The 26,757-nt window shown below is 74.8% G+C and carries 25 protein-coding genes; 5 read left to right on the top strand and 20 right to left on the bottom strand.

Going from position 1 to position 26,757, the window contains the following annotated elements:
- Positions 1-108: 108 nt before the first annotated feature.
- Together AB0N04_RS11895 and AB0N04_RS11890 are read right to left on the bottom strand one after the other, a co-directional pair.
- Complete coding sequence (locus AB0N04_RS11895) at positions 109-1,830, bottom strand: protein kinase (RefSeq protein ID WP_360209005.1); 1,722 nt, start codon at positions 1,828-1,830, stop codon at positions 109-111.
- A gap of 160 nt (positions 1,831-1,990) precedes the next feature.
- Complete coding sequence (locus AB0N04_RS11890) at positions 1,991-3,115, bottom strand: protein kinase (protein WP_360209007.1); 1,125 nt, start codon at positions 3,113-3,115, stop codon at positions 1,991-1,993.
- Between the two features lie 58 nt (positions 3,116-3,173).
- Here AB0N04_RS11890 and AB0N04_RS11885 point away from each other — a divergent pair, with 58 nt between their 5' ends.
- Positions 3,174-3,707, top strand: a complete 534-nt coding sequence (locus tag AB0N04_RS11885) for an SHOCT domain-containing protein (RefSeq protein WP_360209010.1) — start codon at positions 3,174-3,176, stop codon at positions 3,705-3,707.
- 103 nt (positions 3,708-3,810) lie between these two features.
- On the opposite strand, the gene AB0N04_RS11880 is transcribed toward AB0N04_RS11885, so the two are convergent.
- Positions 3,811-5,823, bottom strand: coding sequence for a serine/threonine-protein kinase (locus AB0N04_RS11880; RefSeq protein WP_360209012.1), 2,013 nt, complete (start codon positions 5,821-5,823; stop codon positions 3,811-3,813).
- 251 nt (positions 5,824-6,074) lie between these two features.
- Between AB0N04_RS11880 and AB0N04_RS11875 the strand changes: the two genes are divergently transcribed.
- Positions 6,075-6,638, top strand: a complete 564-nt coding sequence (locus tag AB0N04_RS11875; RefSeq protein ID WP_360209015.1) for a hypothetical protein — start codon at positions 6,075-6,077, stop codon at positions 6,636-6,638.
- Positions 6,639-6,717: 79 nt separating this feature from the next.
- Here the strand turns inward: AB0N04_RS11875 and AB0N04_RS11870 are convergent, their stop codons facing one another.
- From AB0N04_RS11870 to AB0N04_RS11855, 4 genes are all read right to left on the bottom strand, one after another.
- Positions 6,718-7,845: a GuaB3 family IMP dehydrogenase-related protein gene (locus AB0N04_RS11870; RefSeq protein WP_360209017.1), complete on the bottom strand. Its 1,128-nt coding sequence runs from the start codon at positions 7,843-7,845 to the stop codon at positions 6,718-6,720.
- 157 nt (positions 7,846-8,002) lie between these two features.
- Complete coding sequence (guaB, locus tag AB0N04_RS11865; RefSeq protein WP_360209020.1) at positions 8,003-9,505, bottom strand: IMP dehydrogenase; 1,503 nt, start codon at positions 9,503-9,505, stop codon at positions 8,003-8,005.
- Between the two features lie 253 nt (positions 9,506-9,758).
- On the bottom strand, positions 9,759-10,475 hold the full coding sequence (shbA, locus tag AB0N04_RS11860; protein ID WP_360209022.1) for an RNA polymerase sigma factor ShbA: 717 nt from the start codon (positions 10,473-10,475) through the stop codon (positions 9,759-9,761).
- A gap of 338 nt (positions 10,476-10,813) precedes the next feature.
- Positions 10,814-11,425: a response regulator transcription factor gene (locus AB0N04_RS11855; RefSeq protein ID WP_014136228.1), complete on the bottom strand. Its 612-nt coding sequence runs from the start codon at positions 11,423-11,425 to the stop codon at positions 10,814-10,816.
- A gap of 560 nt (positions 11,426-11,985) precedes the next feature.
- On the opposite strand from AB0N04_RS11855, the gene AB0N04_RS11850 reads away from it, so the two are divergent.
- On the top strand, positions 11,986-12,312 hold the full coding sequence (locus AB0N04_RS11850; RefSeq protein ID WP_360209025.1) for a WhiB family transcriptional regulator: 327 nt from the start codon (positions 11,986-11,988) through the stop codon (positions 12,310-12,312).
- A 103-nt stretch (positions 12,313-12,415) separates the two neighbouring features.
- On the opposite strand, the gene AB0N04_RS11845 is transcribed toward AB0N04_RS11850, so the two are convergent.
- From AB0N04_RS11845 to groES, 3 genes are all read right to left on the bottom strand, one after another.
- Entirely contained in the window at positions 12,416-13,411 is a 996-nt protein-coding gene (locus AB0N04_RS11845; protein WP_360209028.1) for a LysR family transcriptional regulator, read from the bottom strand.
- A gap of 193 nt (positions 13,412-13,604) precedes the next feature.
- Positions 13,605-15,233 carry a chaperonin GroEL gene (groL, locus tag AB0N04_RS11840; protein WP_360209031.1) on the bottom strand — a complete coding sequence of 543 codons (1,629 nt, stop codon included), beginning with the start codon at positions 15,231-15,233 and terminating at the stop codon, positions 13,605-13,607.
- Positions 15,234-15,350: 117 nt separating this feature from the next.
- Positions 15,351-15,656, bottom strand: a complete 306-nt coding sequence (groES, locus tag AB0N04_RS11835) for a co-chaperone GroES (RefSeq protein ID WP_014136232.1) — start codon at positions 15,654-15,656, stop codon at positions 15,351-15,353.
- 429 nt (positions 15,657-16,085) lie between these two features.
- Between groES and AB0N04_RS11830 the strand changes: the two genes are divergently transcribed.
- A complete protein-coding gene (locus AB0N04_RS11830; protein WP_360209033.1) occupies positions 16,086-17,252 on the top strand; it encodes a methyltransferase domain-containing protein in 1,167 nt (388 codons plus the stop codon).
- Between the two features lie 29 nt (positions 17,253-17,281).
- Here the strand turns inward: AB0N04_RS11830 and AB0N04_RS11825 are convergent, their stop codons facing one another.
- The 5 genes from AB0N04_RS11825 to tsaB form a co-directional block, all read right to left on the bottom strand.
- Complete coding sequence (locus AB0N04_RS11825; RefSeq protein ID WP_360209036.1) at positions 17,282-18,193, bottom strand: polysaccharide deacetylase family protein; 912 nt, start codon at positions 18,191-18,193, stop codon at positions 17,282-17,284.
- An 80-nt stretch (positions 18,194-18,273) separates the two neighbouring features.
- Entirely contained in the window at positions 18,274-18,534 is a 261-nt protein-coding gene (locus AB0N04_RS11820; protein ID WP_360209039.1) for a hypothetical protein, read from the bottom strand.
- Entirely contained in the window at positions 18,531-19,622 is a 1,092-nt protein-coding gene (tsaD, locus tag AB0N04_RS11815; RefSeq protein ID WP_360209041.1) for a tRNA (adenosine(37)-N6)-threonylcarbamoyltransferase complex transferase subunit TsaD, read from the bottom strand. The genes AB0N04_RS11820 and tsaD overlap by 4 nt, the downstream gene beginning before the upstream one ends.
- The gene (rimI, locus tag AB0N04_RS11810) at positions 19,615-20,103 is read right to left on the bottom strand and encodes a ribosomal protein S18-alanine N-acetyltransferase (protein WP_360209225.1); all 489 of its coding nucleotides are present in this window, start codon (positions 20,101-20,103) and stop codon (positions 19,615-19,617) included. The genes tsaD and rimI overlap by 8 nt, the downstream gene beginning before the upstream one ends.
- A gap of 23 nt (positions 20,104-20,126) precedes the next feature.
- Positions 20,127-20,783, bottom strand: a complete 657-nt coding sequence (gene tsaB / locus AB0N04_RS11805) for a tRNA (adenosine(37)-N6)-threonylcarbamoyltransferase complex dimerization subunit type 1 TsaB (protein ID WP_360209044.1) — start codon at positions 20,781-20,783, stop codon at positions 20,127-20,129.
- 162 nt (positions 20,784-20,945) lie between these two features.
- On the opposite strand from tsaB, the gene AB0N04_RS11800 reads away from it, so the two are divergent.
- The gene (locus tag AB0N04_RS11800) at positions 20,946-21,515 is read left to right on the top strand and encodes a hypothetical protein (protein WP_360209228.1); all 570 of its coding nucleotides are present in this window, start codon (positions 20,946-20,948) and stop codon (positions 21,513-21,515) included.
- 28 nt (positions 21,516-21,543) lie between these two features.
- Here the strand turns inward: AB0N04_RS11800 and AB0N04_RS11795 are convergent, their stop codons facing one another.
- The 5 genes from AB0N04_RS11795 to AB0N04_RS11775 form a co-directional block, all read right to left on the bottom strand.
- Positions 21,544-21,738, bottom strand: coding sequence for a hypothetical protein (locus tag AB0N04_RS11795; RefSeq protein WP_360209046.1), 195 nt, complete (start codon positions 21,736-21,738; stop codon positions 21,544-21,546).
- 189 nt (positions 21,739-21,927) lie between these two features.
- Positions 21,928-22,425 (bottom strand): tRNA (adenosine(37)-N6)-threonylcarbamoyltransferase complex ATPase subunit type 1 TsaE, encoded by a 498-nt coding sequence (gene tsaE, locus AB0N04_RS11790; RefSeq protein WP_360209048.1) that lies wholly within the window; start codon positions 22,423-22,425, stop codon positions 21,928-21,930.
- A gap of 116 nt (positions 22,426-22,541) precedes the next feature.
- A complete protein-coding gene (locus AB0N04_RS11785) occupies positions 22,542-23,759 on the bottom strand; it encodes an alpha/beta hydrolase (protein ID WP_360209050.1) in 1,218 nt (405 codons plus the stop codon).
- Positions 23,756-24,955: an alanine racemase gene (alr, locus tag AB0N04_RS11780; RefSeq protein WP_360209052.1), complete on the bottom strand. Its 1,200-nt coding sequence runs from the start codon at positions 24,953-24,955 to the stop codon at positions 23,756-23,758. Before alr ends, AB0N04_RS11785 begins: the two co-directional genes overlap by 4 nt.
- 106 nt (positions 24,956-25,061) lie before the next feature.
- Positions 25,062-26,594 carry an NAD(P)H-hydrate dehydratase gene (locus AB0N04_RS11775; RefSeq protein ID WP_360209055.1) on the bottom strand — a complete coding sequence of 511 codons (1,533 nt, stop codon included), beginning with the start codon at positions 26,592-26,594 and terminating at the stop codon, positions 25,062-25,064.
- Positions 26,595-26,757: the final 163 nt, after the last annotated feature.

The following is a 26,757-nucleotide window of genomic DNA, read 5'->3' as shown; positions in this document are numbered from 1 at the left end:
GGCGTTCGGGGGCCGGATCGGTACCCGTCGGTAACAAGAATCTGCCGCCGCCCGCCCGCAGGCCGGCCCCGGCGGATCGCGGCGGGCCTCAGCCGGCCTCAGCCGGCCTCAGCGGGTCGGCGTGAAGTAGTGGAGCACCGCGTTGAACCGCTGTTCGGCCTCGTTCCACTCGTTGCCCCGCTCCGGGCTGGAGGAGTAGATCGCGTAGCTGGTGCCGTCGTCGTCGATGAACTCGGCCTCGACCGCCCGGCGCCGGCCGCCCTCCTTGGCGGCGTAGCTGAACTCCCACACGGCTGCCTCGTGGCCGTTCACCGCGACGCCGGTCATCTTGTGCTGCTTGTAGTCCTTCAGCGTCCTGGAGACGGAGGTCTCCATCTGCCGCATGTGGTCCAGCGGCTTGACCGACTGCCCGACGGTGACGGCGAACTGCAGGTAGTGCACCTTGTTGTCGGGGCTGTAGTAGATCTGGTTGTCGGTCGTGGCGGTGCGCTGCCACACCGGATTGCCCGAGGGCAGCGGGAAGCGGAAGCCGGCCGGGTCGTCGACCCAGTGGTAGCCGCTGGGCGCCGCCGGTTCGGGGCTGGCGTCGCCGGTCGGCGTGGGGCTGGTGGTCGCGGTGGGGTCGGCGGTCGGCGTGCCGGGCTCCTGCCGGGTGGCGAAGAAGGTCGCCCCGGCGGCCACCAGGCCGACGGCGAGGGCGACGGCGGCGACCCTCAGCAGGTTGCGGCGCCTGGCCGGGCCGCGCGCGGGCGCGACGGGGTGTGCCACCGGCGTGACGCCGGTGGTCTGCGCCGGCGTGCCGAGGGCCGCGCTCCCCACCGCCTCCGGCAGGACGGCCGGCCCGCGCGGTTCGGTCGGCTCCTCGCCGTCCTTCCCCAGCGTGCCCTCCTCGGCGCCAGCCTCGGGGGCCGTCCGCTCGCTGCGGTCCACCACCGGCACCGACTGGGTGGGGGTGCGCACCGACGCCACCGACTTCAGGCCGATCGTGTGCCCGGCCTGCACCTCGGCGAGCATCCGGGCCGCCTCGTCCGCACTCGGGCGGTCCGCCGGGTCCTTGGCCATCAGCGCGGCCAGCACCGGCCCCAGCGGCCCGGCCCGGAGCGACTCCGGCAGCGGCTCGTCGACCACGGCCGCCAGGGTGGTGATCGGCGAGTCCCGGCGGAACGGCGACTGGCCCTCGACCGCCGCGTACAGCGTCGCCCCGAGGCCCCACAGGTCGGAGGCCGGGCCGGGCCGCTCGCCCTGGGCCCGCTCGGGCGCCAGGTAGTCCGGCGAGCCGACCAGGTCACCCGGCCGGGTCAGCTCGGTCGAGCCCTCGTACTTGGCGATGCCGAAGTCCAGCAGCACCACCCGCCCGGTGCCCCGCTCCAGCAGCACGTTGGCCGGCTTGACGTCCCGGTGCAGCACGCCGAGCTGGTGGCCGCGGTGCAGCGCGGCGAGCACCTGGCTGCCGACCTCGGCGGCGGCGCGCGGCGGCAGGGTGCCGTCCTGGCTGATCACGTCGGCCAGCGAACGGCCGTCGACCAGCTCCATCACGATCCACGGCCGGCCGTCCTGCTCCAGCACGTCGTGCACGGTGATCACGCCGGGGTGCTTGATCCGGGCGGCCGCGCTGGCCTCCCGCTTCATCCGGGCGTGCAGGATCTGCAGGTCCTCCTCGGGCAGGTGGTTGACGGTCAGCTCCTTGACCGCGACCTCGCGGTCCAGCATCCGGTCCCAGGCCCGCCAGACGGTGCCCATCCCGCCCCGGCCGAGCCGGTCGCCCAGCTCGTACCGCCCGGCCAGCAGCCGCTCCGCGTCGGCCGCATCCGGCCGGTCCTGCACGCCCATCGGCGACCGCTCCCCCTCACATCCGCCTGCCGTCACCGCGACGGAGGGCCTGGTGCAGACCACTGTTCGAACAAATCCCACGCACACCCTAGGCGTACCGTGCCGCCCCCGGTAATCACGCCCACCCGCCGGAACGACGCGGCCGGACGCTCCCGGGCCGTCAGCCTGCGAACAGCACCACCGCGGCGACCCCCAGCACCAGCACCAGGAAAACGCCCCCCACCAGCAACGGCCCCAGCAGGGCCGGGGGTATCCGCGGCGGCTTCGACCGCCCCGCCCGCGCGGTGCCCCCGTCGCCGTCCGCCGCCCCTGCGCCGGGGGCGGCCAGCGCGCCGGCCGTGCCCCGCCCGCGGCGGCGCGGCCGCAGCGGGACCAGCGGCCCCTCCGGTCGCAGCACCACCGCCCGCGCGGCCGACTCCTCGTCGACCGGCTCCGGCGCGCCCGCCAGCAGCACCGCCAGGTCCGACCGGACGCCCTCCGCGGTCGGTCTCAGCGCCGGATCGGGCTGCAGCAGCCGCTCGGCCACCGGCGCCAGCGGTCCGCAGACGTCCACCGGCGCGCGCCGCCCGTCCCGGACGGCCGTGACCAGCTCGGGGACGCTGCCGTCCGGGAACGGCGAGCGGCCGCCGACCATCCGTTGCACCAGCACGCCGAGCGCCCAGCAGTCGCCCGCCGGGCCGCCGTCCAACGGCCAGCGCTCGGCCACCGGGCCGACCAGGGCGGCCCGCACCTCGTACCGGCGGCGGCCGCCGGGGCCGCCGAGGTCCTCGGCCAGCGCCTCCTCCGCCACCCCGGACAGCAGCCCGCCGAGCATCGCCGCGCCGTCCTCGCAGACCAGCACCGCGTCGGCGGTCAGGTTCCCGTGGACGAGCCCGGCCTCGTGCAGGGCCCGCAGCGCGCCGGCCAGGTCCGCGGCGAGTTCGGCCGCGCGGTACGGCGGCACGGGTCCGGCGGTGAGGAGCTCGGCCAGGGAGAGGCCGGCCGGGCGTTCCTCGACCGTCCACAGCAGGTCGCCCTCGACGAACGCGCCGACCCCGCGCAGCAGCCGCGGGTGCCGGGTCGGCGCGGCCGACCCGACCGCCGCCACCCGGCGCACCAGCCGGTCGGCCTGCTCGGGCACCTCGTCCTCGGGGTCCTGACCGGCAGTCAGCAGCGCGGGCAGTTCGAGGCCGCGCAGCAGCACCGACTCCCCGGTCCGCTCGTCCACCGCCACCGCACGCAGGGGTCGCGGACGGTCCGTCAGCCGGTACCGCCCGCCCAGCAACTGTCCGGGACCGCCTCGCATGCCAGTTCCTCTCGCTCACCGGTCAGCTTACTGAGCGACACGCCCTAGGCTCGGAGCCATGGACTGGACCGATCTGATCGACACCGCCTTCACGGTGGCGGGCAACAGCGACCGAGCCGACCGGGCCGATGCCGTACGGACGGTCGAGGCGGCGGTCATCGGCGGCGAGAACCCGGTCGCCTCCACGGCCGGGCGCCATCCCGACCACTTCCGCAAGGGCGTGCTCGTCCTCACCACGCACCGGCTGCTCTTCCTCAAGGACGGCAAACCGCCGGTCCCGGTTCCGCTTTCGGCGGTCACCGACGCGACCGTGGCCCGGACGAAGCTGAACGGCGACGTGCTCACGGTGGTCGCGCTGACCGGCTCGCACCGCTTCGAGGACGTGGTGAAGGCCGACGTCTTCGCCGAGCAGCTCCGGGCGGCCGCCGGGCGCGCCCGCACCGTACCGGCCGCGGCCTCCGCGCCGGTCCCGGCGGAGGCCGACGCCGGCGGGCAACTCGTCGACCAGCTGGAACGGTTGGCCGCCCTGCACCGCTCCGGGGCGCTCACCGACGAGGAGTTCACCCGGGCCAAGGCCCGCCTCATCGGCTAGCGCGTGTCGTCACACCCGCGGCTGCGGGGCTCCGAAGACGAACCCTAGGCCCTGCCGCCGGCCTGCCGGTGCCGACGCGGCGGGCGGCGGCGGCCGGATCCGGCTACGGCGCCGGCTGGAAGGTGGCGAAGGCCGTGTCCCGGGCCTGGGCGTTGGCCGGCGCGGCCCAGTCCGCGTCCGGGGTGATCCAGTAGATGGCGTACCCGTACTTGGCCGGGTTCCCGGTCACGAAGCCGCGGTTGAGCGAGTGGGTCCGCGGCGAGCCGCTGATCCACTCCCAGTCCGCGGCGTTGGTCCACTGCCGGTAGGTGATCGCCGCCAGGTTGACCCGCTGGTAGTTGGTGACCTTGCCGCGCAGCCCCGGCTCGGATTCCTGCCAGTCCGCGACGGCGCTGGGGCCGGGGGTGGTGGTCCACTCGATGGTCAGGGTGCTGCCGTTGCCCTTGAAGATCCGGCGGACGCCGTCCGAGCCGGCCGGCTGCAGCCAGTCCGGCAGGACGACCGAGAAGCCGGTCGAGTCCTTGTACTCGTGGTAACCGGCCGGCAAGGCGGCCCCGGACGGGGTCGGCGTGGGGGTCGAGGTGGGCGTCGACGCCGCGGTGGCGGCCGGCGGCGTGGTGGCCGGCGCGGCGCCCGTGGCGCCCGTGGCGGGCGGCGGCGTCTCCCCGGCCGGCGTACCGGGCGCCGGAGTGCCGGGGGCGGGGCTGCCCGGGGCCTGGGTGCCGCCGGCCGGCGCGGGTTCGGCGGGCGCCGTCCCGGTGCCGGACGCGCCGGTACCCGGCCCGTCCGACGTGGTGGCCACGACCGGCGAGGTGGCGCCCGCGCCGTGCGCGGACTCGCCCTTGCCGCCGCCGACGGCCTGGACCACCGCGATCACCCCGGCGATCAGCAGCAGCACCAGCACCACCGTGACGACGGCCAGCCGCCGCCGGCCGTTGCGCGGGTCGGCGCCGGCCGCCTGGGTCGCGCCCAGGGTCCACTCGCTGGTCACCGGCCGGATCGGCTCGGTCTCCGGCGGCGCGGCGGGCGGCGCGGCGGGCGTCGGCGCGGGTTCCGCGGCCGGCTCGGCGACGGGCGCCGGCAGGACCGCCGCGGGCTTCTCCTCCTTGGCCCGGCTGCCGACCCGGACGGTCCCCAGCAGCCCGCCGACGGGCCGCTTGCGGACCTCCTCGGCCTTCACCGCGGGCTCCTCGGCCCGCTCGGGCTCCGCGGCCGCGGCGGCCGGCTCCTCCGCCGGCGCCGTGACGGGCACCGCGTGCTCGGTGGTCGACTCGGCCTTCGCGGTGGCCTCGGCGACCACCCGCTTCAGCATCGACCGGGTCTGCGAGGCGTCCAGCCGCTCGGCCGGGTCCTTGGCCAGCAGGCCCTCGATCACCGGCCGCAGCGCCCCGGCGTTGACGGGGGCCGCCAGCTCCTCGGTCATCACCGCGGTCAGGGTGGCCAGGGCCGAACCCCGGTCGTACGGCGGGCGGCCCTCCAGCATCGCGTAGAGCGTTCCGCCCAGCGACCACAGGTCGGCCGGCGGGCCGGGCTTCTGCCCGCGGGCCCGCTCGGGGGATATGTACGAGGGCGCGCCGACGAGCATGCCGGTGGAGGTCACGGAGGCGTCGCCCTCGACGCTGGCGATGCCGAAGTCGGTGAGCACGACCCGGCCGTCCTCGCCGATCAGCACGTTGGACGGCTTGACGTCGCGGTGCAGGATGCCGAGCGCGTGGGCGGCGCTCAGCACGCCCAGCACGTCGAGCGCGATCTCGGCGGCGCGGGCGGGCTCGAGCGGCCCGTCCTCGCGGATGACGTCGGCCAGCGAGCGGGACTCGACCAGCTCCATGACGATCCACGGCCGGTCGTCCTCCTCCACCACGTCGAAGACGGTGACGGCGGAGTTGTGCCGGATCCGGGCGGTCGCCTTGGCCTCGCGCAGCGTCCGGACGATCAGCCGGTGCTTCTCCTCCTCGTCGACGCTGGCGTTCATCCGCAGTTCCTTGACCGCGACGGTCCTGCCCAGCATCTCGTCCTCGGCGCGCCAGACGGTGCCCATGCCACCGCGCCCGAGCACGCCGTTCAGCCGGTAGCGGCCGGCCAGGAGGCGGCCGGTGGAACCCTGCGCCTGGGTCATTCGGAACGTTCCCCCATGTGCTGCTGGCGGTCGTGGTGACGGCGTGTCGGCCCGCCTCAGGCCGAACGCCGAAGCCTCCATCATCCCCTGTCCCCGGGGCCCGCGACCACCCGGCCCCCGTCCCAAGCCGGGACATAGCGGAAGCGGTGCGGCGCTCCGTGCCCGATCTGTGATCGAAAACTCGCCAAGATCTGTTCGAGACACTGCTACCGTTCGGCAGCTCGTAGTCTTCCCGGGGGGATCCGACGTCCATGACCGCACCCGCTCCGGGCGCTGACGGCCAGTCGGGACGGCCGCGCACCGCCCAGCACTACTCGGTCGCGCCGGCCATGGAGGCCCCGGAGGGCTACGTCGCGCCCGGGATGCCCGGTGCGCCGGTGGCCGGATACGACCCGGCCCCCCGGGTCCGGCACGCCCGCCCGCGCCGCCGCACCGCCCTGGCGGTCGCCCTGGCCGCCCTCGCCGGGCTGATCGGCGGTCTGGCCTACGGCTGCGCGCCGCTGCGGGCCGCGGACAGCCTCGGCTGGCTGGCCATCGCGCTCGCCGCCCTGGTCTCCCTGCCGCTGGGCCTGCTCGGCGGCCGCAGCCGGGTGCTTCCGCTGCTCGGGTCGCTGCTCTCGGCCGGTTCGCTGCTGATCGGCCAGCTGACGGTCCAGCTCCGCCGGGTGCACGCGGCCGGCCCGGGCCCGCGCGGGCTGCCGCACGAGGCGCTGGCGCACTGGCGCGCCGAACTGCGCACCCTCGACCTGGCCTTCTACGGCATCGCGGTGGTCGGCGGCTTCCTGCTCACCCGCCGCACCGCCAACCGGGGCTGACCGCGGGTCGGGGCCCCGGACGCGCCGGAGCCCCCGCCGGCGTGCCGGCGGGGGCCCGGGAGCGGACCGGGGGCGGTGCTCAGCGGTGGTGGAGCGCCGGGTTGACGGTCACCTCGACCCGCTGGAACTCCTTGAGCTCGGTGTAGCCGGTGGTGGCCATCGCGCGGCGCAGCGCGCCGAACAGGTTCATGGTGCCGTCGGGGGTGTGCGAGGGGCCGGTCAGGATCTCCTCGGTGGTGCCGACCGTGCCGAGGTCGACGCGCTTGCCGCGCGGCAGCTCCTCGTGGACGGCCTCCATGCCCCAGTGGAAGCCCTTGCCGGGCGCGTCGGTGGCCCGGGCCAGCGCGGCACCGATCATCACCGCGTCGGCGCCGCAGGCGACGGCCTTCGGGATGTCGCCGCTGTAGCCGACGCCGCCGTCCGCGATCACGTGCACGTAGCGGCCGCCGGACTCGTCCATGTAGTCGCGGCGGGCCGCGGCCACGTCGGCGACGGCGGTGGCCATCGGCACCTGGATGCCGAGCACGTTGCGGGTGGTGTGGGCGGCGCCGCCGCCGAAGCCGACCAGCACGCCGGCCGCGCCGGTGCGCATCAGGTGCAGGGCCGCGGTGTAGGTGGCGCAGCCGCCGACGATCACCGGGACGTCCAGCTCGTAGATGAACTGCTTGAGGTTGAGCGGCTCGGCGCCGCTGGAGACGTGCTCGGCCGAGACGGTGGTGCCGCGGATGACGAAGACGTCGACGCCGGCGTCCACGACGGCCTTGGAGAACTCGGCGGTGCGCTGCGGCGAGAGGGCGGCGGCGGTGACCACGCCGGAGTCGCGGACCTCCTGGATCCGCTGCTTGATCAGCTCGGCGCGGATCGGCGCGGAGTAGATCTCCTGCAGGCGGCGGGTCGCAGCGGCCTCGTCGGTGATCGTGGCGATCTCGTCGAGCAGCGGCTGCGGGTCCTCGTAGCGGGTCCAGAGGCCTTCCAGGTTCAGCACGCCGAGACCACCGAGGCGGCCGATGGCGATGGCCTGCTGCGGCGAGACCACGCTGTCCATGGGGGCGGCCAGGAACGGCAGCTCGAAGCGGTAGGCGTCGATCTGCCAGGCGATCGAGACCTCCTTCGGGTCCCGGGTACGGCGGCTGGGGACGACGGCGATGTCGTCGAAGGAGTACGCCCGTCGGCCGCGCTTGCCTCGCCCGATCTCGATCTCAGTCACTTCGAGCCCTTCTGGTTTGTTGCTCATGCCCGCCGGGTCACCCCGGCCGCACCCAGTATCCCGCACCGTGGGTGCCCGCGCCCCGAGGGCCCGGACCCCGGACAGGCCGGAGGGCCCGCCGTACGGCGGGCCCTCCGGTTCTCAGCGGTCCAGCGGCTCAGCGCGCCGAGTAGTTCGGCGCCTCGACGGTCATCTGGATGTCGTGCGGGTGGCTCTCCTTGAGGCCCGCCGAGGTGATCCGGACGAACCGGCCCTTGCTCTCCATCTCGGCGATGGTGGCGGCGCCGACGTAGCCCATGGTCTGGCGCAGGCCGCCGACCAGCTGGTGCAGCACGGCCGACAGCGGGCCGCGGTACTGCACCTGGCCCTCGATGCCCTCGGGGACGAGCTTGTCGTCCGAGGCCACCTCGGCCTGGAAGTAGCGGTCCTTGGAGTACGAGCGGCCCTGGCCGCGGGACTGCATGGCGCCCAGCGAGCCCATGCCGCGGTAGGACTTGAACTGCTTGCCGTTGATGAACAGCAGCTCGCCCGGGGACTCCTCGCAGCCGGCCAGCAGCGAGCCCAGCATCACGGTGTCGGCACCGGCGGCCAGGGCCTTGCCGATGTCGCCGGAGTACTGCAGGCCGCCGTCGCCGATGACCGGCACGCCGGCCGCCCGGCAGGCCACCGCGGCCTCGTAGATGGCGGTGATCTGCGGGACGCCGATGCCGGCGACCACGCGGGTGGTGCAGATGGAGCCGGGGCCGACGCCGACCTTGACGCCGTCCACGCCGGCGTCGATCAGCGCCTGGGCGCCGTCCCGGGTGGCGACGTTGCCGCCGACCACGTCGACGCCGACGGCCGACTTGATCTTCTCGATCCAGGCCAGCGCGTTGTGGCTGTGCCCGTGCGAGGTGTCCACCACGAGGAAGTCCACGCCCGCCTCGACCAGGGCCTGGGCCCGGTCGAACGCCTCGGCGCTGGCGCCCACGGCGGCACCGACCAGCAGACGGCCCTCGGCGTCCTTGGCGGCGTTCGGGTACTTCTCGGCCTTGACGAAGTCCTTGACGGTGATCAGGCCCTTGATCCGGCCCTCGTCGTCGACCAGCGGCAGCTTCTCGATCTTGTGGCGGCGCAGCAGCGCCATCGCGTCCTCGCCGGAGATGCCGACTTTGCCGGTGATCAGCGGCATCGGGGTCATGATCTCGCGGACCTGGCGGGTGCGGTCCGACTCGAAGGCCATGTCGCGGTTGGTGACGATGCCGAGCAGCTTGCCGGCCTCGTCGGCGATCGGCACGCCGGAGATGCGGAACTTGGCGCACAGCGCGTCGGCCTCGGCCAGCGTGGTGTCCGGGCCGACGGTGATCGGGTCGGTGACCATGCCGGACTCGGAGCGCTTCACCAGGTCGACCTGGTTGGCCTGGTCCTCGACGGACAGGTTGCGGTGCAGCACGCCGACGCCGCCCTGGCGGGCCATCGCGATGGCCATCCGGGCCTCGGTGACCTTGTCCATCGCCGCGGAGAGCAGCGGGATGTTGACGCGGACGTTCCGGGAGATCCGCGAGGAGGTGTCCACCTCGTTCGGCAGCACCGCGGAGGCCCCGGGCAGCAGCAGGACGTCGTCGAACGTGAGCCCGAGCATGGCGAACTTCTCGGGTACGCCTGCGGCGTTGTAAGACATTTCGGGGGTACCTTCCGTGGCCGGCCTAATCCGCTCACGCCCTGAGGGTGGGGGCGCGTTCATCGCTCACTCGCGCAGACCGCCGAAAGCCGGGTGGTTTTGGAGGAACCTCCAGGAGAACCGCACACTCACCCGCGAAACTTTGGCAACCCGCCCAGGCGCCGATACCCCATGGTACTGGCACCGGGAATGTGTCCTCGTGTGCCCTTGACAACACCGGGCGCCGCCGTCCCATTCCGGCGGGCCCGACGGCTCAGGAGGACTCCTCCGCGAGCGCCCGCAGCCTGCTGAGCGCGCGGTGCTGCGCCACCCGGACGGCGCCGGGCGACATCCCCAGCACCTCGCCGGTCTCCTCCGCCGACAGCCCGGCGGCCACCCGCAGCAGCACCAGCTCGCGCTGACGGGCCGGCAGGTTGGAGAGCAGCTCCTTGGCCCAGGCCGCGTCGCTGCTCAGCAGCGCCTGCTCCTCCGGGCCGAGCGCCTCGTCCGGCACCTCCGGCAGGTCGTCCTGCGGCATCACGGTCGAGCCGGGCCCGCGCATCGCGGCCCGCTGCAGATCGGCGATCTTGTGCGCGGCGATGCCGTAGACGAAGGCCTCGAACGGCCTCCCCTGGTCCTTGTAGCGGGGCAGCGCGCACAGGACCGCGACGCAGACCTCCTGCGCGACGTCGTCCACGTGGTGCCGGGCCCCACCCGGCAGCCGGACGAGCCGGCCGCGGCAGTAGCGCAGCGCGAGCGGGTGGACGTAGGCGAGCAGGGCGTCGATGGCCGGGCCCTCACCGCGGACGGCGGCCGCGACGAGCTCGCCCACCAGCGGCGAACTCCCCGTGCCGAGCACCGGGGGCCGGTCGGGGCCCGGGTCCGAGCCCGGACCGCCCGGGTCGGCGTACGACGGACCGCCACCCGGGGCGGAGGGCTCGGCCTCCACCGGGTCCGCCTGGCCGGCCGCGCCGGCGACGTCGTCGCGCATCGGTCCATGGTGCCTGGTCGATCGGGAAAACGCGGCACCGCGTCCGGAGTTGTGCACCGGAACGTTATGCGCTGCGGCGCCGTACGGCGTGCCGCCGCGCACCACCGGCCCCTCCTGCACCGTGCCGCCTCCCGCCCCGCCGAGGTCGGCGGTCCCGTCCGTCGCGCCGTCCGCCGAGTGTCCTGCGGCTGCGTGGTTCGCCGCAGTGCCTGTCCGCTGGTCCCCGAGGTGCTCCACTCCTCCATGGTGCAACCTCGGGACCGTAACGTCACACGCCCGTACGGCGTCCGCCCCGGGAACCACCGGCGGCGCGCCGCACCCGGCGGCGCCGGCGGTGGTCAGCGGACCAGGCCCCAGCGGAAGCCCAGCGCCACCGCGTGCGCGCGGTCGGAGGCCCCGAGCTTCTTGAACAGCCGCCGGGCGTGGGTCTTGACGGTGTCCTCGGACAGGAAGAGCTCGCGGCCGATCTCGGCGTTGCTGCGCCCGTGGCTCATGCCCTCCAGCACCTGGATCTCACGCGCCGTCAGGGTGGGGGCGGCACCCATGTCGGGGCTGCGCAGCCGGCGCGGCGCGAGGCGCCAGGTCGGGTCGGCGAGCGCCTGGGTGACGGTGGCCCGCAGCTCGGCGCGCGAGGCGTCCTTGTGCAGGTACCCGCGGGCGCCCGCGGCGACCGCGAGCGCGACGCCGTCGAGGTCCTCGGCGACGGTGAGCATGATGATCCGCGCGCCCGGATCGGCGGACAGCAGCCGCCGGACCGTCTCGACCCCGCCGAGGCCGGGCATCCGGACGTCCATCAGGACGAGATCGGAGCGGTCGGCCACCCAGCGGCGGAGGACCTCCTCCCCGTTCGTCGCGGTGGTGACCCGGTCCACCCCGGGTACGGTCGCGACGGCGCGGCGAAGCGCCTCGCGGGCGAGCGGGGAATCGTCGCAAACGAGAACGGAAGTCATGACCGTCGTCCTCCGCAGCTGATCCGCGTCACGTTGAGCCTCCTGGCTGGTACGAACCTCTCCGACACGGCCGATCGGCGACAGAGTCCGTGCTGATCGCCTCAACTTCCCCGCGATCGTTCCCGACGTCCGGCGCCCGCTAACCGCCTCCGCACTTCCAACGACCGTCACTCGAATGAGTTACGGCCTTCAGGGCCATCTCCACCACTGTACGTGGCCAACTCATTACCGATCAGCCGCATCGCGGTGCACACGCCGCACTTTTGCGCAGCTCGCGCGCGGTGGGCGTACGACCCGCACACCGGTGCGGAGCCTCGCGCGCCCGTCGGCCACCCGATTGCCACGTCCGCGCCCGTCGAAGTCATTGCCCACTTTGCCCGTTTTTATAGCTTTCGTATGGTCATTGACTGTTGTGCCACTCTGTGGGTGACTTGTCCATGGAGTTGCCGTAAGTCATATTTCCAGGTGTCCACACCAGTGCATCGACGCCCCGCCGCGCACCCGGCAGCAGCCGGCCGAGCGCCGGCCCACGGGGGGCGAGCCTCTGAAGGGAATGAGCCATGGCAGATTTCTCCCGCCTCCCCGGCCCCAACGCGGACCTGTGGGACTGGCAGCTCTCCGCAGCCTGCCGTGGCGTGGACAGCTCGCTCTTCTTCCACCCCGAGGGCGAACGCGGGGCCGCGCGGAGTTCGCGCGAGGCCAGCGCCAAGGAGGTCTGCATGCGCTGCCCGGTGATCACCGAGTGCGCGGCGCACGCGCTCGCCGTCCGCGAGCCGTACGGCGTCTGGGGCGGGATGACCGAGGACGAGCGCGAGGAGATGCTGGGCCGCTCCCGGCACCGGCTGGTCGAGGTCCCGCTGACCCCGCCGGCCATCGCGCAGCGCTAGCCCCGCCTCGACGGCCTGCCGTGAAGAAACGTTTCTTCGCGGCGCCTCAGGCTGCTCCACCCCGCTCCCGGGGCACCCGGGGCCGCCGCGGGGCCGCCGGGCCTCAGCGGCCGGCCGCCCCCGCCAGGCGCTCCAGCATCAACGCCACGGCCGGCACCTCGGCCAGGTCCGGCAGGGTCAGCGCGACCACCTGCCGCACCGCCGGCGCCCCCGCGGCCGTCCGCACCGGCACCGTCGACACCCCGTCGGGGCGCACCGACTCCAGTGCCAGCCGGGGCAGCACCGCCACCCCCAGCCCGGCCGCCACCAGGCCGACCACCGCCGGGTAGTCGTCGGTCGCGAAGTCGATCCGCGGCTCGAAGCCCGCCCCCGCGCACAGCTCCACCAGGTGCCCCCGGCACTGCGGGCAGCCCGCGATCCACTGCTCCTCCGCCAGCTCGGCCAGCCCCACCGGCCCGCCGCGGCCCGCCAGCGGGTGCGCGGCGGGCAGCAGCCCCACCAGCGGGTCGTCGAGCAGCGGGGTGACCACCAGATCGGACCAGTCGGTGCCGGCGCTCAGCTGCTGCGCCTCCAGGTTGGCCTCGGCCCGCGCCTCGCGCGGCGTCCCGTGGGCGGGCGCCGGCAGCGCCGCGGCACCGTTCGACTGCGGGTACCGGAAGGCCAGCGCGATCTCGCACTCACCGCCGCGCAGCATCGCCAGCGACTCCGGCGGCTCCGCCTCGACCAGCGACACGCGCACCCCCGGATGGCCGTCCCGCAGCCGGGCGACAGCGGGCGGCACCAGGGTGGAACTCGCGGTCGGGAACGAGACCAGCCGCACCCGCCCGGCCCGCAGCCCGGCGATCGCGGCCACCTCCTCCTCGGCCGCGGAGAGCCCGGCCAGGATCCCGGTGGCGTGCTTGAGCAGCACCCGCCCGGCCTCGCTGAGCTGCATGCCGCGGCCCGAACGGACCACCAGCGGAGTGTCCACCGACTTCTCCAGGGCCTTCATCTGCTGGCTGATGGCGGGCTGCGTGCACCCCAGCTCGCGGGCGGCGGCGGAGAAGGAGCCGGTGCGGGCGACGGCACGCAGGACGCGCAGGTGGCGGGCCTCGATCATGCCTCAGTTATAAGGCAATCTTTGCTGTGCGCAAAATTCTGCTGATAGTTGAAGGATGGAACACAGCCGGAAGGCCAACGGCCGACGGCCCCGCCCCGAGCCCTCCTCCCGCGAGCGGGCGAAAACACAGCCGGAAGGCCCGACCGCGCCCCGTGAGGGGTGCGGCCGGGCCTCCGGTCAGACGGTTCGGGCGTCAGTGCGAGTGGCCGTGGCCGCCGTGGGAGTGACCGTTGTCGGCCTCCTCCTCCTTCTTCTCCACCACGAGGGTCTCGGTGGTGAGCAGCAGGGAGGCGATCGAGGCGGCGTTCTCCAGGGCGGAGCGGGTGACCTTGACCGGGTCGATGACGCCGGCCTTCAGCAGGTCGCCGTACTCGCCGGTGGCCGCGTTGTAGCCGTGGCCGGTCTCCAGCTCGGCGACCTTGTGGGTGATGACGTAGCCCTCGAGGCCGGCGTTCTGGGCGATCCAGCGCAGCGGCTCGTGCAGCGCCTTGCGGACGACCGCGACACCGGTCGCCTCGTCGCCCGACAGGCCCAGGCCGTCCTCCAGCACCTTGGCGGCGTGGACGAGGGAGGCGCCACCACCGGCGACGATGCCCTCCTCGACCGCGGCGCGGGTCGCCGAGATGGCGTCCTCGAGGCGGTGCTTGCGCTCCTTCAGCTCCACCTCGGTGGCGGCGCCGACCTTGATGACGCAGACGCCGCCGGCCAGCTTGGCCAGGCGCTCCTGCAGCTTCTCGCGGTCCCAGTCGGAGTCGGTCGCGGCGATCTCGCCCTTGATCTGGGCGACGCGGCCGGCGACGGCCTCGGCGTCACCGGCGCCGTCGACGACGGTGGTCTCGTCCTTGGTGATGGTCACGCGGCGGGCGGTGCCCAGCACGTCCAGGCCGACCTGGTCGAGCTTGAGGCCGACCTCCTCGGAGATGACCGTGCCGCCGGTCAGGGTGGCCAGGTCGCCGAGGATCGCCTTGCGGCGGTCGCCGAAGCCCGGGGCCTTGACGGCGACGGCGTTGAAGGTGCCGCGGATCTTGTTCACCACGAGGGTGGACAGCGCCTCGCCGTCGACGTCCTCGGCGATGATCAGCAGCGGCTTGGAGGCCCCGCCCTGCAGGATCTTCTCCAGCAGCGGCAGCAGCTCCTGGATGGAGGAGATCTTGCCCTGGTTGATCAGGATGTACGGGTCCTCGAGGACCGCCTCCTGACGCTCCGCGTCGGTGACGAAGTACGGCGACAGGTAGCCCTTGTCGAACTGCATGCCCTCGGTGAAGTCCAGCTCCACGCCGAAGGTGTTCGACTCCTCGACGGTGATGACACCGTCCTTGCCGACCTTGTCGATCGCCTCGGCGATCAGCTCACCGACCTGGGTGTCCTGCGCGGAGAGGGACGCGACGGCGGCGACGTCGTCCTTGCCCTCGATCTCGCGGGCGACGGACAGCAGGTGCTCGGAGACGGCGGCGACGGCCTTGTCGATGCCCTTCTTCAGGGCGGCCGGGCCGGCACCGGCGGCGACGTTGCGCAGGCCCTCGTTGACCAGGGCCTGGGCCAGCACGGTGGCGGTGGTGGTGCCGTCACCCGCGACGTCGTTCGTCTTGGTGGCGACCTCCTTGACGAGCTGCGCGCCGAGGTTCTCGTACGGGTCGTCCAGCTCGACCTCACGGGCGATGGTGACACCGTCGTTGGTGATGGTCGGGGCGCCGAACTTCTTGTCGATGACGACGTTGCGGCCCTTGGGGCCGATGGTCACCTTGACGGTGTCGGCCAGCTTGTTGACACCGCGCTCCAGCGAGCGGCGGGCGTCCTCGTCGAACTGCAGGATCTTCGCCATGTTCCCTATTCCTTCGGGGCTGCGACCGGCCCACCGGTCGCCGGATTACGTGAACCAACGACCACGCCCCGGGCCACTGTCACGAAGTGACACGGATCCGGGGCGGGTCGGGACGACTTACTTCTCGATGATGGCGAGAACGTCGCGGGCGGAGAGGACGAGGTACTCCTCGCCCTGGTACTTCACCTCGGTGCCGCCGTACTTCGAGTACAGGACGATGTCACCGACGGCGACGTCGAGCGGCAGACGCTGGCCATCCTCGAAGCGGCCCGGGCCGACGGCCAGGACGACGCCCTCCTGGGGCTTCTCCTTGGCGGTGTCCGGGATAACCAGGCCGGAGGCCGTGGTGGTCTCGGCGTCGAGCGGCTGGACCACGATGCGGTCCTCAAGCGGCTTGATGGCAACCTTGCTGCTGGTGGTCACGTCCGAGCTCCCCTTCGGAGATTACGGGGTTTCTAACGGGTAGGAGCGAACCTGCGGGCCTGCCGTCGCGGGGGTCAGGCACGCGTCTTCGCGTTAGCACTCCCCCAGTGGGGAGTGCCAAGGACGACCATAGGCCCGTGTTAGCACTCAGTCAACCAGAGTGCCAACGGCGCGCCCGCGGATCCCGGCAACGGACGGGTGGTCGTACACGTGTGCGCCCGGGGCGGCCGGGCCGGGGAGGCGTCGCCCGGCCCGCTGCCCGGCGCCGTGCCGGTCACCGCCTTCCTGCTCCGCGGCGGCCGGTCCGAAACCGCCGGGCGCCGACCGGGATCCGGGTCGGCGCCGGCGCCCGGGCCCGCCCCGCCCTCCCGCTCCGCCGCGGCCGGCCGGGATCCGCGGGGTTCCTCCGGAACCGGTCAGAATGGGCCCGTGGACACCGAGAACCTCCAGCCCCTGCTGACCGCCGAAGGCCAGGCCCTGCTCGCCGAGCTGCGCGAGTTCGCGCCCGAGGAGGAGCTGGCGCTGGCCACCCGGCTGCGGCGGGGGCACCCGGCGGAGCTGGTGTCGGCGGCGTTCGGACAGGCCCGGCTGCGGCAGCGGGCGCGGGCGAAGTTCGGGGCGGACGCCGACCTCATGTACTTCACGCCCAACGGCGTCGAGCAGTCCACCCGGCGCAGCGTGGCCGAGTGGCGGGCGCGCCGCTTCGCCGACCTGGGCGTCCGGCGCCTGGCCGACCTGTGCTGCGGCATCGGCGGGGACGTCCTGGCGCTGGCCCGGGCCGGCATCGAGGTGCTGGCCGTCGACCGGGACCCGGCGGCCTGCGCGGCCACCGCCGCCAACGCGGCCGCGCTGGGCCTGTCCGACCTGGTCCGGGTGGAGTGCGCGGACGTCGCCGACGTGGACGTGACCGGCTACGACGCGGTGTTCACCGACCCGGCCCGGCGGACCGCCCGCGGCCGGGTGTTCGACCCCGAGGCGTACGCCCCGCCGCTGTCCTGGGCGATCGAGGCCGGGCGCCGGACCCCGATCGGCGCGCTGAAGGTCGCCCCGGGCATTCCGCACGAGGCCGTCCCGGCCGACGCCGAGGCGGAGTGGGTCTCCGACCACGGCGACGTCAAGGAGGCGGTGCTCTGGTTCGGCACCGGGGCCTCCCGACCGCACCGCGCCACCCTGCTGCCGCAGGCCGCCAGCCTGACCGGCGGCGACCTGCCCGACCCGCCGGCCGGCCCGGTCGGGCGCTACCTGTACGAGCCGGACGGCGCGGTGATCCGGGCCCACCTGGTGGCCGAGGTGGCCGAGCAGGTGGGCGGCCGGCTGATCGACCCGAAGATCGCCTACCTCACCTCGGACCGCCTGGTCCCCACCCCGTACGCGCACGCCTTCGAGCTCACCGACGTGCTGCCGTTCCACATCAAGAAGCTGAAGGCGCTGCTGCGCGAGCGCGGGGTCGGCACGGTGGTGATCAAGAAGCGCGGGATGGCGATCACCCCGGAGGAGCTGCGCCGCCAGCTCAAGCCCTCGGGCCCGAACTCCGTCACGGTGATCCTCAGCCGCACCGACCACGGCCCGCTGATGATGCTCGGCCACCCGGCCTGACGGGCCGCCGGGCGGCTCCCGGACGGCTCCTAGGAGGCCGGGGGCTGGATGTAGTCCTCCAGCCGGGCCACCGAGAAGCCCTGCTCCTGGATCCGGGCCAGCAGGTCGGCGAACATCTGGGTCATCGTGGCGCCCTTGAGCTCCTTGGGGCCACGGAAGTGCGCCAGGATGATGTCACCGGACTTCAGCTTCTTGTCGGCCGCCTGGTACTGCATGTCGTGGATCTGCATCGACTCGCGCCACAGCACGATCGCGCGCGGGCCGCACTGCTGCACCGAGGTGTTCAGGGTCGGCGTGTTGGCGCCGTCGCCGAAGGGCGGGCGGAACAGCAGCGGGGCGGTGCCGTACTGCTGGGTGAGCGCGGCCTGGTCGTCGCAGATCTCGGACTTCTGCTTCTCCGGCGGGATCTTGCTCATCACCGGGTGGCTGACGGTGTGGTTCTGGATGTGGTTGCCCAGGGCCTGCAGCGGCTTGAAGTAGCCGTAGTCGTTCTTGACGATGTCCTTGGTCAGGAACATCGAGATCGGCACCTTCAGCTCGGTCAGCATCTCGACGAACTTCGGGTCCTTCTCGGCGCCGTCGTCGATGGTGATGAAGACGACCTTGTCGCTCGTCTTGATGTCGCTGAACACCGGTACGGTGCCCGTCCGTTCGAGCTTGACGGGCTTGTCGGCGGGCGGTGCGGGGGCCGGCGCCAGCGGCTTGAGGTTCCACTTCGCCCAGGCCGCCGCGTCACCGGCCGCCGGGGCGGGGGCGGGCGTGCCGGCCGGGCCGGTCGACGCGGCGCCGCCGGTGGGCTGCGGCACGCCCGCCGAGGTCCCGGCAGGGGCCGGGGCGGCGGCGGTGCCGCCGCCGTTGTCCCCGCATCCGGTGGCCAGGGCCAGCAGGGCCAGCGCCCCCACCGCGTACGTCCTGGTCCTGCTCCGCCCGTCCCTGCTCACCGCACCGCGCTCCCCGGATCCGTCCAGCTTCTTATCAGCTATGCACGGTAACGGGCCGGGTCGCGGTTCCCGGTGAGGCCCTACTCGACGTGTTGACTGGTGAAGGACCAGCGGTGCACCGGGCGGCCGAGCAGTTCGGCCGGCGGTTCGGCGACCGGTACGGCCTCGCCGGCCCACCAGGTGATCAGCAGCACCCGCTCACCGGGCGCGCCGAACAGCTCGGTGCGCTCCAGCCCGGGCGAGCCGCGCAGCGCCGGCAGCGCCACCTCCCGCACCCAGGCGGTGAGTTCGGCCCCGCGGCCGTCGGCGGCCCGGGCCTCCCACATGGCGGCGACGGTCATGCCGTGCCACCGCCGAGGGCGTCGTAGGCCTGGCCGTGCAGGTCCGTGTGCGGGACGTGCACCTCGGTCACCGGCAGCGAGGAGTCGGCGGACAGGTCGAAGGCGGACGGCGTGCGACCGCGCCAGACCATCTCGGAGCCGAGCGCCGCCACCATCGCGCCGTTGTCGGTGCACAGGCCCGGCCGGGGCACCCGCAGCCGGATCCCGGCCCGGTCGCAGCGCTGCTGGGCCATCTCGCGCAGCCGCGAGTTGGCGGCCACCCCGCCGCCGATCATCAGGTGGTCGACGCCGTTCTCCTTGCACGCCTTGACGGCCTTGCGGGTGAGCACGTCGGTGACGGCCTCCTGGAAGGACGCCGCCACGTCGGCGATCGGCACCTCCTCGCCGGCCCGGCGCTTGGCCTCCACCCAGCGGGCGACGGCGGTCTTCAGGCCGGAGAAGGAGAAGTCGTACGCCGGGTCGTTCTTCCCGCTCAGACCCCGCGGGAAGGCGATCGCCTTGCGGTCGCCCTCGCGGGCGGTGCGGTCGACCACCGGGCCGCCCGGGAAGCCCAGGCCGAGCACCCGGGCCACCTTGTCGAAGGCCTCGCCGGCCGCGTCGTCGATGGTCGCGCCGAGCGGCCGGACGTCGGTGGTGATGTCCTCGCTGAGCAGCAGCGAGGAGTGCCCGCCGGAGACCAGCAGCGCCATCGTCGGCGAGGGCAGCCGGCCGTGCTCCAGCTGGTCGACGCAGATGTGCGAGGCGAGGTGGTTGACCCCGTACAGCGGCTTGTCGAGCGCCCAGGCGTACGCCTTGGCGGCGCTGACGCCGACCAGCAGCGCGCCGGCCAGGCCGGGGCCGGCGGTGACCGCGATGCCGTCCAGGTCGCTCGCCTTGACCCCGGCGGTGTCCAGGGCGCGCTGGATGGTGGGGACCATCGCCTCCAGGTGGGCGCGGCTGGCGATCTCCGGGACGACGCCGCCGAAGCGGGCGTGGTCGTTGACGCTGGACGCGACCGCGTCGGCGAGCAGCGTGGTGCCGCGCACGATGCCGACGCCGGTCTCGTCGCAGGAGGTCTCGATGCCGAGGACGAGCGGTTCGTCAGCCATGGCGGGTGTCCTCAATGTCCTTCGGGTCAGTGCTGTCAGTGCTCGGGAGGTCGAGGCGCATCACCAGCGCGTCGACGTTGGCGGGCTGGTAGTAGCCGCGCCGGATGCCCACCGGTTCGAAGCCGTGGCGCTCGTACAGCCGCTGGGCGCGCGGGTTGTCCACCCGCACCTCCAGCAGCAGTTCGGCGCAGCCGCGCCGGGCGGCCTCCCGGATCAGGTCGGTGAGCAGCGCCGTGCCGAGGCCGCCGCCCTGGTGGCGGCCGTCGACGGCGATGGTCTGGACGTCGCCCTCGCCGGCGACGGCCATCAGTCCGGCGTAGCCGACGATCCTGCCGTCCGCGGCGGTGGCGACGGTGTAGTGGCGGGTGCCGCCGGGGTGGGTCTCGGCCAGTTCGGACCAGTACATCCCGTGGGACCACGCGTCCTCGGGGAAGAGCTCCAGCTCCAGCTCCATCACCGGATCGATGTCCCACCAGCGCATCGGGCGCAGGGTGGTGCCGTGGTTCACGCCGGGAGCACCGCCTTGTAGCCGGCCGGGACCTGGGCGTCCGGGCGGCGCAGGTACAGCGGGACGTTCGGCAGCAGCTCGCGCCCGGCGGCCAGCTCGGCGGCGGCGAAGCTGGCCAGGGCGCCGGCCGACACGTGCTCGGGGCCGTGCGCGCCGGGGAAGGCGTCGGGGTAGAGCAGCGCCCCGGCCCCGACCGCGCGCGGGCCCGGGGTCAGCTCGGCCGGGCGGTCCACGGCGGGGCCCTCCGTGCGCCGGCCGTCGGCGTCGTACGAGGCCCAGTAGACCTCCTTGCGGCGCGCGTCGGTGGCGACGGTGAACGGCTCCCCGGCCAGGCCCTCGGCGCGCGCCTGGAAGGCGATCGCGTCCAGGGTGCAGACGCCGTGCACCGGCAGTCCGAGCGCGTGGCCGAGCGCGGCGGCGGTCACCAGGCCGACCCGCAGGCCGGTGTAGGGGCCGGGGCCGACGCCCACCGCGATGCCGGTGAGCTGCTGCTTGTCGACGCCGGCCGACCGGAGCACGCCGTCGATCGCGGGCAGGAGCAGTTCGCCGTGGCGCCGGGCGTCGACCTGTTGGGTCTCGGCGAGGACGGCCGTGCCGTCGTGGACGGCGGCGGTGACGGCGGGGGTGGCGGTGTCGAACGCGAGCAGCAGCACGGGTCAAGGTTAGACCGAGGCTGCTCCGACCGGACGATCGGCCGATCGTGAGGGTGTGCCACCGAGGAACACACATCCGAGCCGCTGCGAACCGGCCGGGCGGACCTGGCACGATGGGGCCCGTACGTAAAGGGACGGCGGCGGGAGCGCGACGTGGCGAAGATGGGTCCTGGAGTGGTGGTCACGGGGCTGACCCTGGGGGCCCTGGCGGTGGTGAGCCTGCTGGCCTTCCAGGCCAACGGCGCACAGGACCGGGCGGGCGGCGCGAAGCCCGCCGCCAGCACCACGACGTCCAGCGGGCCGGCCGTCTCCGCGACGCCGACCGCGTCGGCGACCCCGACGGTCCCGGCGCTCCCGACGACCTCCGGCAGCGGCACCCGGGTGGTCTACTCGGTCGGCAGCCACTACGTCTGGCTGGTCGACCCGAAGAAGAACCCGCAGGTCGCGGCCGCCTTCCAGGTCACCCCGGGCTCGGTCGAGCCCGCCCCGGGCAGCTACGCGGTCTACAGCCGCACGCCCAACACCACCGGCACGGACGGCCGGCCGATCGAGCACGTGGTGCGCTTCGCGCAGCAGAACGGCGTGGTGTTCGGCTTCAGCGCCGCCATGGACGGCGCGACGGTGACCGCCGACCCGAAGGCCAAGACCGGCGGCATCCGCAGCGGCCGACCGGACGGTCAGCTGCTCTGGGACTTCGCGCCGAACGGCACCAAGGTGGTCGTGGTCGCCTGACGGCGGGTCGCGGTGGCCCGGCGCCGGATCACGCGGCCCGGGGAGCTCCGCTCTCCGGCTCCACGGCCGGGCGGGGTTCCGGCTCGGGCGGGGTGGACACCGCCTCGGCGGCCGCGCAGGCGGCCAGCAGGGCCCGCATCGGCGCCCCCTGGGCGCGACGGGCGGACTCTCCGGCCCCGGTGCCGCGCACGGCGCGCTCCGGGGCGGGGGTGGTGCTCGACATGGCGCCTCCCTAGTTAGGCAGACCTAACCGCAGCAACCATCCCACCACGCCCGGCACCCCGCCCGCAACACTTCCCGACAGCCTGTCGGCAAAACGGCGCACGCCCGGGGTGGGCGCCCCGTCACGCGCCGATCGCCCCGGAGCCCCCGGAGCCCCGGCATCCCCCGGACGCCCGCACGCCCGGACGGCTCAGGCGAGCGCCTCCAGGGCGACACCCGTCCAACGCGGGCCGACGCCCGTCAGCAGCACCCGGCGGGGGTCCAGGTCGTCCCCGTCGGCGCCGTCGCCCAGGGCGCGCTCGATCCGCACCTCCAGACGGTCGTCGGACAGCCGCTCGACCTTGCCCTCGCCCCACTCGACCACGACCACGGACTCGGGCAGCGAGACGTCCAGGTCGAGGTCCTCCATCTCGTCCAGGTCCCCGCCGAGCCGGTACGCGTCCACGTGGACCAGCGCCGGGCCGCCGACCAGCGACGGGTGCACCCGGGCGATCACGAACGTCGGCGAGGTCACCGCGCCGCGGACCTGCAGCCCCTCCCCCAGGCCGCGGGTCAGCGTGGTCTTCCCCGCCCCCAGCTCACCGGAGAGCAGCACCAGGTCGCCCGGCCGCAGCAGGGCGGCCAGCTCCCGGCCGAGCCGGCCCATCCGCTCCGGGGTGGGGACGGTCAGAGTGGCGTGCGTGCCCATGCGCGTGTCGTGCCCTTCGGTCCGTGCGGCGCGCCGACCACCGGCCGCCCCCGCTACCGTGCCACATCACCGGCCCGGCGTGCGCCGCGCGGGGGCCCGCGGCGGCGGGCCGGGGCTCAGGACGGATCGAGGACGGCACCGGGCGGCGGTGCGGCCCCCGGCGGCGGCGCGGCGCCGGCGAAGTCCGCGGCCCGGCGCAGCAGCGCCGTCAACTCCTGGTCGACCAGCTCCGGGCACTCCAGCATCACCAGGTGTCCGGCCCCCTCCGCGAGGACGAGCTCGGCGCCCGGCAGCCGCTCGGCCATCGCCTCGCTGTGCGCCGAGGGCGTCAGCAGGTCCTTCGTGCCGGCCAGCACCAGCGCCGGCAGGCCGCGCAGGGCGGCCAGTGCCCCGTACTTCTCGTGCGCCCCGAAGACCGGGTAGAACTCGGCGACCACGTCGATCGGGGTGGCGTCCAGCAGCTGCTCGGCGAAGCGCACCACGCCGGGGTCGACGTCCCGGCCGCCGAAGGAGAACCGCCGGTAGAAGACGGCGGCGACGTCCGCGCCCAGCCGCCTGGTCGCCTCCACCAGCTCGACCTGGCGGCCGAGCACCCGCATCACCCCGGGGGCGACCCGCTTGAACAGCTTCGCGCCGGCCGACGGCAGGCCGAGGCTGACCTCGTTCCAGTCCCCCGCCAGGGTGCCGATCAGGGCCACCCCGGCGACGCGCTCCCGGAACAGCTCCGGGAACTGGTCGGCCAGCGCCATCACCGTCATGCCGCCCATCGAGTGGCCGACCAGCACCAGCGGCCCGGTCGGGGCGACGGCGTCGATCACGGCCTTGAGGTCGCCGCCCAGCTGGTCGATGCTGGCCGGCTCACCGGCCAGGAAGGAGCGGGAGCGCTCGGAGCGGCCGTGGCTGCGCTGGTCCCAGAAGACCAGCCGGGCGCTCTCGCGCAGTGCGGCCCGCTGGAAGTGCCAGCTGTCCTGGTTGAGGCAGTAGCCGTGGCAGAACACCACCGTCAGCGGCTCGGCGCCGGTGCCGGCGGCTCCGGACGGCTCGGCGGCGAGGCCGTCCAGCTCGACGTACAGCTCGGTGCCGTCCGGTGCGGCCACCCGGCGCGGGCGCCCGCGCAGCGAACCGTAGGGGGCCTCGGCGTCCAGCTGGGCGCGGGCCCGGCGGCGGGTCGCCCGGGCGCCGGTCAGCCGCTCGATCGCCACGCCCGCGGCCGCACCGGCCGCCAGCACGCCGACCGAGATCCCGATCACGCCCGCCCGGCTCACCCCGGAGGCCGCACCGGCCGCCTTGGCCACCGCCGCGACCGGGCTGCTCCCGTCCGGTCCCTCCGTCATGCCGTCAGGCCCGCGAGGTGGCTGCCGCCCAGGTAGCGGCGCGGCACCCGGGCGCCGATCCGGGTGACGATCTCGTACGAGATGGTGCCGCAGGCCCGGCCCCAGTCCTCGGCGGTCGGCTCCCCGCGCTCGCCGCTGCCGAACAGCAGCACCTCGTCGCCGACCTCGGGGACGTCCCCGCCCAGGTCCACGACGAACTGGTCCATCGCCACCCGGCCGGCCACGGTGCGCCACTTGCCGCCGATCTGCACCGGTCCGGTGCCGCTGGCGTGCCGCGGGACGCCGTCTCCGTAGCCGACCGGGACCAGGCCCAGCGTGGTCGGGCCCGGCGTCACGTAGTGGTGGCCGTAGCTGACGCCGTGCCCACCCGGGACGTGCTTGACCAGCGCCAGCCGCGCGGTCAGCGCCATCACCGGGCGCAGCCCGAAGTCCGCCGGCGAGCCCACCTCGGGCACCGGCGACAGCCCGTACGCGGCCAGACCGGTGCGGACCATGTCGAAGTGCGAGCCCGGCAGCAGCAGGGTGGCCGGCGAGTTCGCCAGGTGCCGCACCTCGGGGCGCAGCCCGGCCGCCTCGGCCTGCTCCAGCGCGACCTGGAAGGAGTCCAGCTGGGCCTGGATCGACGGGTGCCCCGGTTCGTCGGCGGCGGCGAAGTGCGACCAGACGCCGACCACGGTCAGCAGGCCCTCGGCCTCGGCGTGGCGGGCCGCCGCCACCAGTCGCGGCCAGTCGTGCGGCTGGCAGCCGTTGCGGCCCAGGCCGGTGTCCGCCTTCAGGTGCACCCGGGCCGGGACACCGGTCTCCCGGACGGCGGGCAGCAGCTCGTCCAGCGCCCACTGGCCGCTGACCGAGATGTCGAGGTCCGCACGCAGCGCCTCCCGCCACGGCCCGCCCGGCGTCCACAGCCAGCACAGGATCCGGGCCTGCTCCGGGCGGATGCCCGCGGCCCGCAGCGCCAGCGCCTCCTCGGGCGTGGCGCAACCGAGCCAGCCGACCCCGTTCGCGACCGCCTCGCGGGCGCACTCGACCGCGCCGTGGCCATAGGCGTCCGCCTTGACCGCGAGCATCACCGCCGCGCTGCCGACGCGTTCGCGCAGCGCGGCGAGGTTGCCGCGCAGGGCGGCCAGATCGATGGTCGCCTCGGCCCGTACGCCGTCGGTGAGGGTGGCCGTGCCGGTCGTGTTCGCAGTTGTCATCAGGGTCAGTCTCCCAGACGTCCCGGAGTCCTCGCCGAACGGCCCGTCGGCGCGGCGGCCGGCGCCCGGCCTCCCCGCACCGCGCCGACCTGCGCAGGACCGCTCGTCACCCTGTTCCGGACGCCCGGGACGGACGGGTCGGTTCCGCTCCCCCGCCGCCCGTCCAGCCCCGCCGGACGGACCGCCAGGCTCCGGGCAGCGCCTCCGCGACCCCGAGCGCCGTCACCGGCGCGCCCGGCTCGCCCGCCGCCTCCCGGCCCGCCAGGCCGTGCAGGTAGGCCGCCGCCGAGGCGGCGTCCAGCGGAGCCAGACCGGCCGCCAGCAGGGAGCCCGCCAGGCCCGCCAGGACGTCCCCGCTGCCGGCGGTGGCCAGCCAGGAGCTGCCGGTCGGGTTGACCCGGACGGCGCCGCCCGGGTCGGCGACCACCGTGGTGGAGCCCTTCAGCAGGACCGTCGCCCGGTAGGCGGCCGCCAGCCGGCGGGCGGTGGCCAGCCGGGTGGCCGCCAGCGCGTCGGCGCTCGGCGGCGCGGTGCCGTCGGCGCCGGCGAGGAGGCGGGCGGCCTCGCCGGTGTGCGGGGTGAGCAGGGTCGGGGCCGTCCGGCCGGCCAGCGCGTCCGGGCCGAGCCGGGCCAGTTCGGTCAGCCCGTCCGCGTCCACCAGCACCGGGACGTCGGCCGCCAGCGCCTCGGCCAGCGCCTGCCGCGCGCCGTCGCCGCCGCCCGGGCCGACCACCCACGCCTGCACCCGGCCCGCGCCGGCCGGTCCGCCCTCGGTGACCAGCGCCTCCGGGAACCGCCGCACCACCTCCTCGGCCGCCGTGCCGACGTACCGGACGGCGCCGGCGCCCCCGCGCAGCGCCCCGGCGACCGCCAGCACGGCCGCGCCCGGGTACGTCGCCGAGCCGGCCGCCACCCCCACGACGCCGCGCCGGTACTTGTCGCTCTCCGCGCCCGGCTGCGGCAGCAGCGCCGCCACGTCCGCGTGCTGCAGGGCCGTCACCTCGGGCTCGGGCGGCTCCAGTCCGATCCCGACCAGCTGGACGGCGCCCGCGTAGGAGGCCCCCGGGTCCACCAGCAGGCCTGGCTTGTAGGTGCCGAAGCAGACCGTGACGTCCGCCCGCAGCGCCACGCCGGGCACCTCGCCGGTGTCGGCGTCCACGCCGCTGGGCAGGTCGACGGCCACCACCGTCCCGCGCCTCCCGGCACGGGCGTAGGGCACGGCCCCGGGGCGCAGCCCGCCGCGGCCCCCGATGCCGACGATGCCGTCCAGCACGAGGTCCGCGCACGAGAAGTCGGCCAGGCCGACTTCCTGATCCACCACCACTCGCCCGCCGGCGGCCCGCACCGCGGCCAGCCCGCCCGCGTGCACCCGCTCCGGCGCGAGCAGCACCGCCGTCACCCGCGCCCCGCGCCGGGCCAGTGCCGCCCCGGCGTACAGGGCGTCACCCCCGTTGTCCCCGCTGCCCGCCAGCACCACCACCCGGCTGCCGTACACCCGCCCGCGGACCCGGGTCAGCAGCCGGGCGCAGGTCGCGGCCAGCCCGGCCGCCGCGCGCTGCATCAGCGTCCCCTCCGGCAGCCGGGCGATCAGCTCGCCCTCGGCGGCCCGGACGACTTCGACGCGATGGGCGTGGCGCATGCGAGGGCTCCTTCAGCGGTCGGCTCCCACCGACGCTAGCCCGCGCCCCCGCCCCGCGGGAGCCCGCCCTGCGGCACACTTTCGAGTGACACCCACATCGATCCCCCGCCCGCGCCGGTTCGCACCCGTAGTTTGTCGCCCGGCACGGACCCACAGGAGGGAG

It is taken from the genome of Kitasatospora sp. NPDC051702, assembly GCF_040681575.1.
In the GTDB taxonomy this organism is placed as follows: Bacteria; Actinomycetota; Actinomycetes; order Streptomycetales; family Streptomycetaceae; genus Kitasatospora.
Note: the sequence above shows the minus strand (reverse complement) of the source record. Positions and strands in the feature narration are given on the sequence as shown.

Excerpts from the sequence above, each read along its gene's own strand:
- shbA (WP_360209022.1), bottom strand. The coding sequence starts at position 10,475 with ATGCGCGACGACGTCGCCGGCGCGGCCGGCCAGGCGGACCCGGTGGAG.
- rimI (WP_360209225.1), bottom strand. The coding sequence starts at position 20,103 with ATGCGCTGGTGGGACATCGATCCGGTGATGGAGCTGGAGCTGGAGCTC.
- AB0N04_RS11820 (WP_360209039.1), bottom strand. The coding sequence starts at position 18,534 with ATGACCGTCGCCGCCATGTGGGAGGCCCGGGCCGCCGACGGCCGCGGG.
- AB0N04_RS11855 (WP_014136228.1), bottom strand. The coding sequence starts at position 11,425 with ATGACTTCCGTTCTCGTTTGCGACGATTCCCCGCTCGCCCGCGAGGCG.
- AB0N04_RS11890 (WP_360209007.1), bottom strand. The coding sequence starts at position 3,115 with ATGCGAGGCGGTCCCGGACAGTTGCTGGGCGGGCGGTACCGGCTGACG.
- AB0N04_RS11785 (WP_360209050.1), bottom strand. The coding sequence starts at position 23,759 with ATGACGGAGGGACCGGACGGGAGCAGCCCGGTCGCGGCGGTGGCCAAG.
- AB0N04_RS11845 (WP_360209028.1), bottom strand. The coding sequence starts at position 13,411 with ATGATCGAGGCCCGCCACCTGCGCGTCCTGCGTGCCGTCGCCCGCACC.
- groL (WP_360209031.1), bottom strand. The coding sequence starts at position 15,233 with ATGGCGAAGATCCTGCAGTTCGACGAGGACGCCCGCCGCTCGCTGGAG.
- AB0N04_RS11850 (WP_360209025.1), top strand. The coding sequence starts at position 11,986 with ATGGCAGATTTCTCCCGCCTCCCCGGCCCCAACGCGGACCTGTGGGAC.
- AB0N04_RS11795 (WP_360209046.1), bottom strand. The coding sequence starts at position 21,738 with ATGTCGAGCACCACCCCCGCCCCGGAGCGCGCCGTGCGCGGCACCGGG.
- AB0N04_RS11875 (WP_360209015.1), top strand. The coding sequence starts at position 6,075 with ATGACCGCACCCGCTCCGGGCGCTGACGGCCAGTCGGGACGGCCGCGC.
- AB0N04_RS11895 (WP_360209005.1), bottom strand. The coding sequence starts at position 1,830 with ATGGGCGTGCAGGACCGGCCGGATGCGGCCGACGCGGAGCGGCTGCTG.
- AB0N04_RS11775 (WP_360209055.1), bottom strand. The coding sequence starts at position 26,594 with ATGCGCCACGCCCATCGCGTCGAAGTCGTCCGGGCCGCCGAGGGCGAG.
- AB0N04_RS11800 (WP_360209228.1), top strand. The coding sequence starts at position 20,946 with ATGGGTCCTGGAGTGGTGGTCACGGGGCTGACCCTGGGGGCCCTGGCG.
- AB0N04_RS11885 (WP_360209010.1), top strand. The coding sequence starts at position 3,174 with ATGGACTGGACCGATCTGATCGACACCGCCTTCACGGTGGCGGGCAAC.
- tsaE (WP_360209048.1), bottom strand. The coding sequence starts at position 22,425 with ATGGGCACGCACGCCACTCTGACCGTCCCCACCCCGGAGCGGATGGGC.
- guaB (WP_360209020.1), bottom strand. The coding sequence starts at position 9,505 with ATGTCTTACAACGCCGCAGGCGTACCCGAGAAGTTCGCCATGCTCGGG.
- alr (WP_360209052.1), bottom strand. The coding sequence starts at position 24,955 with ATGACAACTGCGAACACGACCGGCACGGCCACCCTCACCGACGGCGTA.
- tsaD (WP_360209041.1), bottom strand. The coding sequence starts at position 19,622 with ATGGCTGACGAACCGCTCGTCCTCGGCATCGAGACCTCCTGCGACGAG.
- AB0N04_RS11880 (WP_360209012.1), bottom strand. The coding sequence starts at position 5,823 with ATGACCCAGGCGCAGGGTTCCACCGGCCGCCTCCTGGCCGGCCGCTAC.